The organism is Streptomyces sp. NPDC001401, assembly GCF_042895385.1.
Lineage (GTDB): Bacteria > Actinomycetota > Actinomycetes > Streptomycetales > Streptomycetaceae > Streptomyces.
The window spans coordinates 253,857-266,468 of the sequence record NZ_JBIAWI010000014.1 but is presented as its reverse complement, the minus strand read 5'-3'; the positions used below and the strand labels follow the sequence as shown (position 1 = coordinate 266,468).

At 70.8% G+C, this 12,612-nt stretch carries 9 protein-coding genes; 7 read left to right on the top strand and 2 right to left on the bottom strand.

The window, feature by feature from the left end; all coding sequences use genetic code 11:
• Positions 1-49: 49 nt before the first annotated feature.
• Positions 50-451 (top strand): hypothetical protein, encoded by a 402-nt coding sequence (locus tag ACFY10_RS37560; RefSeq protein WP_390669763.1) that lies wholly within the window; start codon positions 50-52, stop codon positions 449-451.
• Positions 452-552: 101 nt separating this feature from the next.
• Here the strand turns inward: ACFY10_RS37560 and ACFY10_RS37555 are convergent, their stop codons facing one another.
• Both ACFY10_RS37555 and ACFY10_RS37550 read right to left on the bottom strand, forming a co-directional pair.
• Positions 553-1,935: an FAD-binding oxidoreductase gene (locus ACFY10_RS37555; protein ID WP_390669762.1), complete on the bottom strand. Its 1,383-nt coding sequence runs from the start codon at positions 1,933-1,935 to the stop codon at positions 553-555.
• Between the two features lie 98 nt (positions 1,936-2,033).
• Entirely contained in the window at positions 2,034-3,836 is a 1,803-nt protein-coding gene (locus ACFY10_RS37550) for a glycoside hydrolase family 15 protein (protein ID WP_390669781.1), read from the bottom strand.
• A 465-nt stretch (positions 3,837-4,301) separates the two neighbouring features.
• Between ACFY10_RS37550 and ACFY10_RS37545 the strand changes: the two genes are divergently transcribed.
• The 6 genes from ACFY10_RS37545 (at position 4,302) to ACFY10_RS37520 (ending at position 12,298) form a co-directional block, all read left to right on the top strand.
• Positions 4,302-5,951, top strand: coding sequence for a CTP synthase (locus ACFY10_RS37545; RefSeq protein WP_390669761.1), 1,650 nt, complete (start codon positions 4,302-4,304; stop codon positions 5,949-5,951).
• A gap of 95 nt (positions 5,952-6,046) precedes the next feature.
• A complete protein-coding gene (locus ACFY10_RS37540) occupies positions 6,047-6,673 on the top strand; it encodes an NUDIX domain-containing protein (protein WP_390669760.1) in 627 nt (208 codons plus the stop codon).
• Positions 6,674-6,835: 162 nt separating this feature from the next.
• Positions 6,836-8,911: a tetratricopeptide repeat protein gene (locus ACFY10_RS37535; RefSeq protein ID WP_390669759.1), complete on the top strand. Its 2,076-nt coding sequence runs from the start codon at positions 6,836-6,838 to the stop codon at positions 8,909-8,911.
• 144 nt (positions 8,912-9,055) lie between these two features.
• Entirely contained in the window at positions 9,056-10,171 is a 1,116-nt protein-coding gene (gene ald, locus ACFY10_RS37530; protein WP_390669780.1) for an alanine dehydrogenase, read from the top strand.
• A 541-nt stretch (positions 10,172-10,712) separates the two neighbouring features.
• On the top strand, positions 10,713-11,729 hold the full coding sequence (locus tag ACFY10_RS37525; protein ID WP_390669758.1) for a ParA family protein: 1,017 nt from the start codon (positions 10,713-10,715) through the stop codon (positions 11,727-11,729).
• A complete protein-coding gene (locus tag ACFY10_RS37520; protein ID WP_390669757.1) occupies positions 11,714-12,298 on the top strand; it encodes a hypothetical protein in 585 nt (194 codons plus the stop codon). The genes ACFY10_RS37525 and ACFY10_RS37520 overlap by 16 nt, the downstream gene beginning before the upstream one ends.
• Positions 12,299-12,612: the final 314 nt, after the last annotated feature.

Sequence of the window (12,612 nt, the reverse complement as noted above, 5' to 3'; positions counted from 1 at the left end):
ACGCTACCCGTGCGTGCGCCTCCGGGACATCTCCGGGCCTGGTCGGGGCATGGACTTCAGCGTGGTCGCCGTGGGGCGGCAGGACGACAGTCCGCCGGACGAGCCGTTGCGGGCGGCGCTGACCGCCGGGCCCGTTCCGGTGTCCGTGCGCGACCCGTACACCCTCGCCCGCGGTGCCGCGTCGGTCGCCGCCGTCACCGGAGGGCGGTCGGCGTGGCGCTGGGCACCTCCGGCAGACGGGTCGTGGAGGGCGTGCACGGGGGCCCGGGTGGGGTCCGCGGCCGTACCGGAGGAGTCGGCGGCGGCGGTGCGCGCGCTGCTGCATGCCGCTCCGGGTGAGCCCGTCGCGGCGGCCCAGAAGGCGGGGCGTACGCCGCCCGCCCTCGCCGCCTGGCTGCCCGCCGCCGTCGATGGGGAGCGCACGCTCGGGGCGCTGAGCGCCTGCGTCTGAGCGCCGACGGGACGAGCACGACGCACACTCCCCCACGCTCGGCACAGGCTCTGAGCGGGTCCGGCGAAGTCCGCCGCCGGGCGGCACGGCCGGCGGAGTGCTCAGGCCGGCCTGATGTTGTGGTTGAAGCGGAACACGTTGTCCGGGTCGTACTGCCGCTTCACGGCCGCCAGCCGGGCCGTGTGCTGCGCGCCGAGGCCGGCCACCACGCGCTCGGGGCCCTCGTCGCCGATGAAGTTGAGGTAGGTCGCGCCGGTGCTCCACGGCCGGGCGTCGGCGCGGACGTCCCGGACCCACTGGATGCATCTCTCGTCGTCGGCGGCGTCGGCCCACATGCCGTAGGGGTGCACGATCCAGGGTGCGTCCCGGTAGGGCACCGGGTACTGGGGCGGACCCGCGGCGATCGCCCCGCCCTGGGGGAGCAGCACAAACTGGCTGCCGGTCGGCACGGGCATGGCCTGCGCGTCGGCGCAGTAGCTCTCCACGAACTCGTCGGGCACACCGGTCAGATACTCCGCCGACCAGTAGTGCCGCATGCCAGGCGGTTGGTCGATCATGCACTGCACGTCGGCGTACGGCATCGCACCGACGATCTCCACCTCGTGCGGCAGCGCCAGCAGCGGCTCGGCGAACTTGCGCATGTCCTGCTCGGCACCGACGTACGTCAGCAGCACGGCGCAGAGCAGAGTGCCGGCCAGGTGCGACGGCACGAACTCCTCCGGCGGTCCGGTGAGATGCAGGACGCCGCCGCCCACCTCGTCGGGCCCGGACCCGATCAGGTCACGGAAGGTGCGGACGGCCTCGGCACCGAACTCCGGGAGGTACATCAGCAGCGCGACGGAGAACTCGGGCAGCTCGTGCAGTTTCAGGGTGATGGCGGTGGCGATGCCGAAGTTGCCGCCGCCGCCGTGCAGCGCCCAGAACAGCTCGGGGTTCTCGTCGGCGTTCGCGTGGACCTGCGCGGCGTCGGCGGTGACCAGTTCGACGCCGAGGAGGTTGTCGACGGCGAGGCCGCACCAGCGGTCCAGCCAGCCGGTGCCGCCACCGAGGACGAAGCCGCCGACGCCGGTCGTCGAGGCCCGGCCGCCGGTGGTGGCGAGGGCGTACGGCTGGCAGGCGCGGTCGAGATCGCTCATCGTGGCGCCGCCCGCGATCCGTACCGCCTCGGCCGCGGGGTCGACGGTGACGGCGCGCATATGGCGCAGGTCGACGACCAGCCCGCCGTCGTTGACCGCCATGCCCGCCACGCCGTGCCCGCCACCGCGCACGGCGATCTTCAGGTCGAGGTCGCGTCCGAAACGCACCGCTCGTACGACGTCGGCCTCGTCCACGCACTGCGCGATCACCGCCGGACGCCGGTCGATCATCGCGTTGAAGACGGTCCGGGCCTCGTCGTAGCCGACATCTCCCGGGGCGAACACATCGCCGACCAGATCCTCGCGCAGCGCGGTCAGAGCCGCGCCCGCCTTCGATGGGGAGGCCATGGGGCGCCCCCTTTCGTACAGGGGCTGTTTGGCTCCAGCCTAGGCGGGCCCGGTCCGGCGGTCCTGTTCGGCCGCCCTACGGCACCGGTCGGTAGGGATCAACCCCCGTACGCGCCGGACGCCGTCAGACGCAGCGCCGTGTCGATGAGCGGGACGTGGCTGAAGGCCTGCGGGAAGTTGCCGACCTGGCGCTGGCGGCGCGGGTCCCACTCCTCTGCGAGCAGACCGAGGTCGTTGCGGAGCGCGAGCAGCTTCTCGAACAGCTTGCGGGCCTCGTCCACGCGGCCGATCATCGCCAGGTCGTCCGCCATCCAGAACGAGCAGGCCAGGAACGCCCCTTCGTCGCCGGGGAGGCCGTCGACACCCTCGCTGGAACCCTCCGTCGGATAGCGCAGGATGAAGCCGTCCGGCGTGGACAGCTCGCGCTGGATCGCCTCGATGGTGCCGATGACGCGCTTGTCGTCGGGCGGCAGGAAGCCCATCTGCGGGATCAGCAGCAGCGACGCGTCCAGCTCCTTGGAGCCGTAGGACTGCGTGAAGGTGTTGCGCTCCTTGTCGTAGCCCTTCTCGCAGACGTCCCGGTGGATGTCGTCGCGCAGCTCGCGCCAGCGCTCCAGCGGGCCGTCCGCGTCGCCGGACTCGATGAGCTTGATGGTGCGGTCGACGGCGACCCAGGCCATGACCTTGGAGTGCACGAAGTGGCGGCGCGGGCCGCGCACCTCCCAGATGCCCTCGTCCGGCTCGTCCCAGTGCTGCTCGAGGTAGCGGATCAGCTTGAGCTGGAGCAGGGAGGCGTAGTCGCTGCGGGCCAGGCCGGTCATGTGGCCCAGGTGCAGGGCCTCGGTGACCTCGCCGTAGACGTCGAGCTGGAGCTGGTGGGCCGCGCCGTTGCCGACGCGCACCGGCGCCGAGTTCTCGTAGCCGGGCAGCCAGTCCAGCTCGGCCTCGCCGAGCTCGCGCTCGCCCGCGATGCCGTACATGATCTGCAGGTTCTCGGGGTCACCGGCCACTGCCCGCAGCAGCCACTCGCGCCAGGCGCGGGCCTCCTCGCGGTAGCCGGTGCGCAGCAGCGAGGACAGGGTGATGGCCGCGTCGCGCAGCCAGGTGTAGCGGTAGTCCCAGTTGCGGACGCCGCCGATGTCCTCCGGGAGGGAGGTCGTCGGGGCGGCGACGATGCCGCCGGTCGGGGCGTACGTCAGGGCCTTCAGCGTGATCAGGGAGCGGATGACGGCCTCGCGGTACGGGCCGTGGTACGTACAGTGCTCGACCCACTCGCGCCAGAAGTCCTCCGTGGCCTGCAGCGAGGCCTCCGGCTCCGGCAGCGCGGGCGGCTGCTTGTGCGAGGGCTCCCAGGAGATCGTGAACGCGATCCGGTCACCCGGGGCGACCGTGAAGTCCGAGTACGTCGTCAGTGACTTGCCGTAGGTCTCGCAGTCCGTGTCGAACCACACGGAGTCCGGGCCCGCGACGGCGACCGTGCGCCCGTCGTGCTTGTGGACCCACGGCACGACCCGGCCGTACGAGAAACGCATCCTCAGGGCCGAGCGCATCGGGACGCGGCCGGAGACGCCCTCCACGATGCGGATCAGCTGGGGGGCGCCGTCACGCGGGGGCATGAAATCGGTCACTCGGACCGTGCCGCGCGGGGTGTCCCACTCGGATTCCAGGATCAGGGAGTCGCCGCGGTAGCTGCGCCGGGCCGCCGTGGGCGGCTTGGCGTCGGAGGCGTGGGCGGGGCCGAGCCGCCAGAAGCCGTGTTCCTCGGTGCCCAGCAGGCCGGCGAAGATGGCGTGCGAGTCGAAGCGAGGCAGGCACAGCCAGTCCACCGTGCCGTCCCGGCAGACCAATGCTGCGGTCTGCATGTCTCCGATGAGTGCGTAGTCTTCGATGCGCCCGGCCACGTGCAACTCCAGTCGAACGGCCACGTCACCCCCGACAAAAGGGGGCTGTCGCTAGTGCGGTCAAGGGGTCGTTGTAATGCGTCGTTGAGCGGTGAAGCAAAGCAGTCGTCCTGGCCGTGTGGCAAAACGACAATTACTGCTCAACGAACTGACGAGCTCTCGTTGTTCCGGTGCGTACGGGCGGGGGTGGTGCCTGTCGCCGGCCGGGCTCGGCAGCGAGTGTCCGAGCAGGATACGACGCACGTAGATGATCTGCGTGCCGCTCCGGGCAACCCGAATAGGCCGAACGGGTGAGCAACGGGTGAGAAACGCGGAGGACCGCGCGGGTCCGTGGTGACTCGTGTGCGGAGCGTGGCCGGAAGCCATCTCGTCCGGGCGCTGATACCCTGGTAGCCCGTGGACCGGTGGGCGAGAAATCCCCGGAACCGCACCCCAAACCGCGACCACGGGAGCCCCCTCTTGGCCATGCCGCCGAAATCTACGACGACCAAGCACATCTTCGTCACCGGGGGTGTCGCCTCCTCGCTGGGCAAGGGCCTTACCGCCTCCAGCCTGGGCATGCTCCTCAAGGCGCGGGGCCTGCGGGTCGTGATGCAGAAGCTCGACCCGTACCTGAACGTCGATCCGGGCACGATGAACCCCTTCCAGCACGGTGAGGTCTTCGTCACCAACGACGGCGCCGAGACCGATCTGGACATCGGACACTACGAGCGCTTCCTCGACCGCGACTTGGACGGCAGCGCCAACGTCACCACCGGCCAGGTCTACTCGACGGTGATCGCCAAGGAGCGGCGCGGCGAGTACCTCGGCGACACCGTGCAGGTCATCCCGCACATCACCAACGAGATCAAGCACCGCATCCGCCGCATGGCGACCGACGAGGTCGATGTCGTCATCACGGAGGTCGGCGGCACGGTCGGCGACATCGAGTCGCTGCCGTTCCTGGAGACGGTCCGCCAGGTCCGCCACGAGGTCGGCCGTGACAACGTCTTCGTCGTCCACATTTCCCTCCTGCCGTACATCGGCCCGTCGGGAGAGCTGAAGACGAAGCCGACCCAGCACTCGGTTGCGGCCCTGCGCAACATCGGTATCCAGCCGGACGCCATCGTGCTGCGCTGCGACCGCGAGGTCCCCACCGCGATCAAGCGCAAGATCTCGCTGATGTGCGACGTCGACGAGGCCGCCGTGGTCGCCTGCCCCGACGCGCGCTCGATCTACGACATCCCGAAGACCGTGCACGGCGAGGGCCTGGACGCCTATGTCGTCCGCAAGCTGGACCTGCCGTTCCGCGACGTGGACTGGCGGACCTGGGACGACCTGCTCGACCGCGTCCACAACCCCGACCACGAGATCACCCTCGCGCTGGTCGGCAAGTACATCGACCTGCCCGACGCCTATCTCTCGGTCACCGAGGCGCTGCGCGCGGGCGGCTTCGCCAACAAGGCCCGCGTGAAGATCAAGTGGGTCACGTCCGACGACTGCAAGACCCCGGCCGGTGCCGCGGCGCAGCTCGGCGACGTCGACGGCATCTGCATCCCGGGCGGCTTCGGCGACCGCGGTGTGCTCGGCAAGGTCGGCGCGATCAAGTACGCCCGCGAGAACAAGATCCCGCTGCTCGGCCTCTGTCTCGGCCTGCAGTGCATCGTGATCGAGGCCGCGCGCAACCTGGCCGGCATCACCGACGCCAACTCCACCGAGTTCGACTCCGCCACCGGCCACCCGGTCATCTCCACCATGGCCGAACAGCTCGACATCGTCGCCGGTGAGGGCGACATGGGCGGCACGATGCGGCTGGGCATGTACCCGGCGAAGCTGGCCGAGGGCTCGATCGTGCGCGAGGTCTACGACGGCAAGGAGTACGTCGAGGAGCGCCACCGTCACCGCTACGAGGTGAACAACGCCTACCGCGCGGAGCTGGAGAAGAAGGCGGGCATCCTGTTCTCCGGCACTTCGCCGGACGGCAAGCTCGTGGAGTACGTGGAGTACCCGCGCGAGGCGCACCCTTACCTGGTGGCGACCCAGGCGCACCCCGAGCTGCGCTCGCGTCCGACCCGGCCGCACCCGCTGTTCGCGGGCCTGGTGAAGGCATCGGTCGAGCGAAAGAATTCCAAGTAACACACCAGTTGTACGGTGGCCGGGGCGCTCGCATTCAAAAGGTGAGCGCCCCGGCTTCACTCGGCTGTGTCTCAAGGTGTGCGGAAGGACAGGGCATGACGATCAAGGACACCCCCGAGGAGTGGGAGATCCGGGCGACGGACACCCCCTTCGTGGGCAACAAGACCTCCGTCCGCACGGACGACGTGGTCATGCCCGACGGACATGTGGCCCGCCGCGACTACCAGGTCCACCCCGGCTCGGTCGCCGTCCTCGCCCTCGACGACGAAGGCCGGGTCCTGGTCATCCGCCAGTACCGCCACCCCGTGCGCCACAAGCTCTGGGAGATCCCGGCCGGCCTGCTCGACGTGCCCGGCGAGAACCCGCTGCACGCCGCCCAGCGCGAGCTGTACGAGGAGGCGCACGTCAAGGCCGAGGACTGGCGCGTGCTGACCGACCTCTACACCACCCCCGGCGGCTGCGACGAGGCCGTGCGCATCTTCCTCGCCCGCGACCTGTCCGAGGCCGACGGCGAGCGCTTCGAGGTCGAGCACGAGGAGATCGACCTGGAGTACGCGCGCATGCCGGTCGACGAACTCGTCCGGGGCATCCTCGCGGGCGAGCTGCACAACAACTGCCTTGTCGTGGGCGTCCTTTCGCTGATCGCCGCGCAGAACGGGGACGGACTCGACGCACTGCGCCCGGCCGAGGCGCCGTGGCCCGCGCGCCCCTTCGAGTCCTGAACGCCGCCCGGCCCGCACCGGTGTGACGATCGGCTGATCCGATCGGGGGATGTGCCCGCCGCGCTCCGCCAGGATCGTTGCAGAGCGTGAACTAGGCTCTGTTAACGCCCGGTACCGGAGTCCCGGCGGGCTTGCGCGTGCGGTGGGACGGGAGTGTGGCCCGTGACGGATCAGGCGGTCAACACAGACGGTGTACGGCTGTCGGGGCGCGCTGCTGACGAGAGCCGGTTCCTGGGCCGTACAAGGGAGTTGAAGGAACTCCGCGCCGACATCGAGCGCGCGGGCCTGGACACCCTCTCCGGCCGCAAGGCCCCACGCGCGCGCGTACTGCTCATCGCGGGCAGGCCCGGATCCGGGCGCACGGCCCTCGCCGAGGAACTGGTGCGGCAGGTTGCGGACCGTTACGACGACGGGGTGCTCCGGGCGCGGCTGAGCGAGCCCGACGGCACGCCCGTACCCGTCGAGCACACCGCCCGCGAACTGCTCGCCGCGCTGAAGCTGCCCACCCCCGCCGGAGCCGCCGCGGACGACCTGGCCGAGGCGCTGCGCACCGCTCTCACCGACCGCCGGGCCCTGGTGCTGCTCGACGACGCGGCGGACGCCGAGCAGGTCGACGCCCTGCTGCCGGACACGCCGGACTGCCTGGTCGTCGCCGTCTCGGGCGGCCCCCTCACGGGTATCTCCGACGTCCGCCCCTGCACCCTCGGCGGCCTCGACACCAAGTCCGGCCTGGAGCTGCTCAGCCGGCACACCGGCTCGGTCCGCATCACCGTCGACCCCCGTGCCGCCGAGGGCCTGGTCGAGGAGTGCCAGGCCCACCCCGCCGCGCTGGCGCTGGCGGGCGGCTGGCTCGCCGCCCGCCCCAAGGCGGCCGTGGCCGACCTGGCCAAGCATCTGCACACGGAGGGTGACGAGGGGACGCCCCTCAGCCGGGCCTTCGGGCTCGCCTACACCTCGCTGCCCGCTCCGTCCGCCCGGATGCTGCGGCTGCTCGCCCTCGCTCCGGCCGGCCTGGTGGACCCGCACACCGCGGCCTCCCTCGCCGGCTGCTCGGTCGGCGACGCCCACGCCGCACTGGACGAGTTCGTCGCCCTCGGCCTGATGCGGGCCGTGGACTCGCCGATGCCGCAGTACGAGGTGCCGGGCTGCCTGTACCCCCTGCTGAAGTCGCTCACCCAGAGCCAGGACCGCCCCGGCGAGCTGCAGCTGGCCCGCGCCCGCATGCTGGAGCGGACGGTACGGCTGCTGCAGTCGTGCCGGGTGATCACCGAGACGGACAGCCCCGAGGCGCGCGAGAAGCTCCAGGGCATGCCGCGCGCCCTGCGCTTCCCCAGCCCCCGGGCCGCCGAGGAGTGGCTGCGCCTGCGCAGGCCCGCGCTGCTGGCAGCGGCCCGGCTGGCCGTCGCGGACGGGGAGCTGGACACCCTCGCCCGCCGTCTGATGTCCCAGCTGGTCAAGGCCATGGTCGCGCACTTCGGCACCCGGGCCGCCGCCCCCGACCTGTACGGCATCCACCGGCTCGTCCTGGACGTGGCGGAACGGCGCAACCTGCCCCGTGAGAAGGCCGCCGCGCTGCTGAACCTCGGCGACCTGGACGCCCAGACCGGCCGTACGACGGAGGCGCTGGCGCGCTATCGGGCCGCGCTGGACGCCGGACGGGAGGCAAATGACCCGTACGCGAGCGGTCGCGCAATGGAATCCGTAGGCGGTGCGCACCTGGAGCTCGGGGACTACGACCGGGCCGCCGACTGGTTCGGCCGCGCCCTGGCCCAGTGCCTGGCCCGGGGCGAGCGCGCGGCCGCCGCCCGGCTCTACGGCCGTATCGCCGCGGCCCACACCTATGCGGGCCGCTACGGCGAGGCCCAGCGCGGCTGGCGCACGGCGATCGCCCGGCACCGCAAGAACGGCGATGTCGCCTCCCACGCACGGGCGTTGAGCGAACTCGCACGCGTCCAGGAGTACGCGGGACGGCCCGAGGAGTCGCTGCGCACCTGCCACGAGGCGGTGGAGTGGGCGCGCCGCGCCGAGGACGTACGGCTGCAGGCGGCGCTGCAGCTGCGGCTCGCCGACACGCTGGAGCGCCTGGGTGATTCCGCCTCGGCCCAGCTGCACCGGGGCACGGCCGAGCGGCTGCTGGGGGAGGAGCGCGAGGAGGGCGAGCCGGAGCCGACACCCCTTGATCCCTCGGAACAAGGCGCTAACGCCTGCGAAATCCGTAGTACATCCGACGAAGATTGATGCAATGAAAGGCTAGACAGAGAGAACGCCTTCATTAAACTGGCTCTGCCGCACCTTCTCCTGCGGTGTCTCCCGGTGTGCTCATGCATGCCTGGGTATGTGTTGTATTGCCCCACATCCACTGAGCCAAGGACCGTGATCGACGTGAAGGTCGGCATCCCCCGCGAGGTCAAGAACAACGAGTTCCGGGTGGCCATCACCCCCGCCGGTGTGCACGAGCTCGTGCGCCACGGCCACCAGGTCGTCATCGAGCAGGGCGCCGGCCTCGGCTCATCGATCCCGGACAGCGAGTACGTCGCCGCCGGTGCACAGATCCTGCCGACCGCCGACGAGGTGTGGGCCACCGCCGACCTGCTGCTCAAGGTCAAGGAGCCCATCGCCGAGGAGTACCACCGTCTGCGCAAGGACCAGACGCTCTTCACCTACCTGCACCTGGCCGCCTCCAAGGAGTGCACCGACGCGCTCATCGAGTCCGGCACCACGGCGATCGCATACGAGACCGTCGAGCTCCCCAACCGCGCGCTCCCGCTGCTCGCCCCCATGTCCGAGGTCGCGGGCCGCCTCGCCCCGCAGGTCGGCGCCTACCACCTGATGCGGTTCAACGGCGGCCGCGGAGTCCTGCCCGGCGGTGTTCCCGGCACCCAGCCCGCGAAGGCCGTCGTCATCGGCGGTGGCGTCTCCGGCTGGAACGCGACGCAGATCGCGGTCGGCCTGGGCTTCCACGTCACGCTGCTCGACCGCGACATCAACAAGCTGCGCGAGGCGGACAAGGTCTTCGGCACCAAGGTCCGGGCGATCATGTCCAACTCCTTCGAGCTGGAGAAGGCCGTCCTGGAGGCCGACCTCGTCATCGGCGCGGTCCTCATCCCGGGCGCCAAGGCACCGAAGCTGGTCACCAACGAGCTCGTGTCGCGCATGAAGCCCGGGAGTGTCCTTGTCGACATCGCGATCGACCAGGGCGGCTGCTTCGAGGACTCCCGCCCGACCACGCACGCCGAGCCGACCTTCAAGGTGCACAACTCGGTCTTCTACTGCGTCGCCAACATGCCGGGCGCGGTGCCCAACACCTCCACCTACGCGCTCACCAACGCGACGCTGCCCTACATCGTCGAACTCGCCAACCACGGCTGGACGGAGGCGCTGCGCCGCGACCCCGCGCTCGCCAAGGGCCTCAACACCCATGAGGGAAAGGTCGTTTACCGCGAGGTCGCAGAGGCGCACGGCCTGGAGCACGTGGAGCTCGAGAGCCTGCTCGGCTGACCCGCCCGGCTGAGCGGAGGGTCGTCGAGCCGCTAAGTCACCATTCGGTAAAAGGCGATACGTCAACACGGGTCGTCAACAGCGCACACCCGGCCGGACCTTGCCCGACAAGGTCCGGCCGGATGTGTGTATGGTCACTTTGCGGCTCTGGGTCAACTCGCCTCGAACGTAACTCTTCAACCGATTCGCACACCGGCAAAACCTGCCGTGCGACGGCCGTACGCCCTTGACAGAGGGATGTTTCATTGTCGACACATCGAGCCGGGTCCGGCGGATTGTGTTGCTGCGGACGCCCGACACGCCATAGAGTCGCCAACCGTCGGCATGGTGCCACGCTGACCTGTCTAGAAGTTTCCTGGTCACCAAGGAGGTAAGACGACTTGTGAATGAGTCGACATTTTCTCCCGGGGGTGGTCAACCAGGAGCGCCTGTACGGGACCAGGGTCCCGCGGGGTTCGAGGCTGTCGGCTCCGTAGCTGTGCGCACCTTCGCAGCCCACCAGAGCCCGGGTCCGCAGGTGATCCGGACTGCACACCAGAGCATGGATGGCCATCACGTGAACGCCATGGCCGGCGACGGAAGTGGCGCGCCCCACAACCACTTCGCCGACTACGACGAACTGCCCGAAGGGCACTTCTACGACCCCGACGCGGAGTACGAGCCCGACCCCGAGTACGCGGCCACCCTCGCGCCCGACGCTGCCCGGCAGCGCCGTGAGCGCATCGGCCCGACCGGGCGTCCGCTGCCGTACTTCCCGATCCCGGGCCCGCTGACCGACCACGGCCCCGCGAAGATCATCGCGATGTGCAACCAGAAGGGCGGCGTCGGCAAGACGACGTCGACCATCAACCTGGGTGCCGCGCTCGCGGAGTACGGCCGGCGCGTGCTGCTCGTGGACTTCGACCCGCAGGGCGCGCTGTCGGTGGGCCTCGGTGTCAACCCGATGGAGCTCGACCTCACCGTCTACAACCTGCTCATGGAGCGGGGCATGGCGGCCGACGAGGTGCTCCTGAAGACGGCGGTTCCGAACATGGACCTGCTGCCCAGCAACATCGACCTGTCCGCCGCCGAGGTCCAGCTGGTCTCCGAGGTCGCGCGCGAGTCGACGCTGCAGCGGGCCCTGAAGCCGCTGATGTCCGACTACGACTACATCGTGATCGACTGTCAGCCCTCGCTGGGTCTTTTGACGGTGAACGCGCTGACGGCCGCTCACAAGGTGATCGTTCCGCTCGAGTGCGAGTTCTTCGCCCTCCGCGGTGTCGCGCTGCTGACGGAGACCATCGAGAAGGTCCAGGAGCGGCTCAACCCGGAGCTGGAGCTCGACGGGATCCTCGCCACGATGTACGACTCGCGCACGGTCCACAGCCGCGAGGTCCTGGCCCGTGTGGTCGAGGCATTCGACGATCACGTCTACCACACGGTCATCGGACGCACGGTCCGCTTCCCGGAGACCACGGTCGCCGGTGAGCCGATCACCACGTACGCCTCCAACTCCGTCGGCGCCGCCGCCTACCGTCAGCTCGCCAGGGAGGTGCTCGCCCGGTGTCACGCCGAGTGAGTCTGCCGGGGGCCGACGAACTCTTCCGTACGACAGGGGGAATGGCGCTCCAGCCGTCCACTCCGCGGCGGGGGGCCAACGGCGAAGCCCGTGTGCCCGCGCCCGCGGGGGAGAGCGACCCGGCCGCTGCCGGGTCGCCCGAGGACGCGCCGCAGTCGGTGCCCGCGCAGGGCGGCGACGGCGAGGGTGCGGAGCATGTGGCGGCGGAGCCGGAGCCGGCCGACGCCGGCGAGTCCCGCAGCCGCGCCGCGGCCCAGGAGCGCTCCGGGCGACGTCAGGGGGCGCAGGAAGGTTCTGCCGCCGCCTCCGGCAACGCCCAGTCCCGCAAGCGCGGGCGGAGCCCCAATCGGCGCCCCAGTGGCCGTGAGCGGCACGACGAGAAGATCACCGTGTACGTGTCCGCCGAGGAGCTCATGGACCTGGAGCACGCACGCCTGGTGCTCCGCGGTGAGCACGGCCTTGCGGTCGACCGCGGGCGGATCGTCCGCGAGGCGGTCGCCGTGGTCCTGGCCGACCTGGAGTCCCGCGGGGACGCGAGCATCCTCGTACGCCGACTGCGCGGGCGGTAGCGGTAGCCTGCGGGGGCCATGACCTCGAACGACGTTCCCACCCCCGGCGCACCCGCCGGCCGTCGGCGCGCGCTGGGAAGGGGCCCGGGCGCGGGCACTCCACGGGCCGAGCGGACGACACCGCCGGCAGAGGAGCCGCCCGCCTCGGAGCAGACGGAAGCGGAGGGCGCCGTCCCTGAGCGGGCTCCCGAGCGGGAGGCTGCAGCCCCGGAGCCGGGTCGTGAGTCCGTGCGGGAGGCTGTGGCGCCGGAGCTGGTTCCTGAGCCGGAGGCTGTGGGTCGGGGGTCGGTTTCCGGGCCCGTGCCGGTGGCGGT

What these genes read in the sequence shown, in the direction of transcription:
- ACFY10_RS37560 (WP_390669763.1), top strand. Translation starts at nt 50, where the DNA reads ATGGACTTCAGCGTGGTCGCCGTGGGGCGGCAGGACGACAGTCCGCCG.
- ACFY10_RS37555 (WP_390669762.1), bottom strand. Translation starts at nt 1,935, where the DNA reads ATGGCCTCCCCATCGAAGGCGGGCGCGGCTCTGACCGCGCTGCGCGAG.
- ACFY10_RS37545 (WP_390669761.1), top strand. Translation starts at nt 4,302, where the DNA reads ATGCCGCCGAAATCTACGACGACCAAGCACATCTTCGTCACCGGGGGT.
- ACFY10_RS37540 (WP_390669760.1), top strand. Translation starts at nt 6,047, where the DNA reads ATGACGATCAAGGACACCCCCGAGGAGTGGGAGATCCGGGCGACGGAC.
- ACFY10_RS37525 (WP_390669758.1), top strand. Translation starts at nt 10,713, where the DNA reads ATGGATGGCCATCACGTGAACGCCATGGCCGGCGACGGAAGTGGCGCG.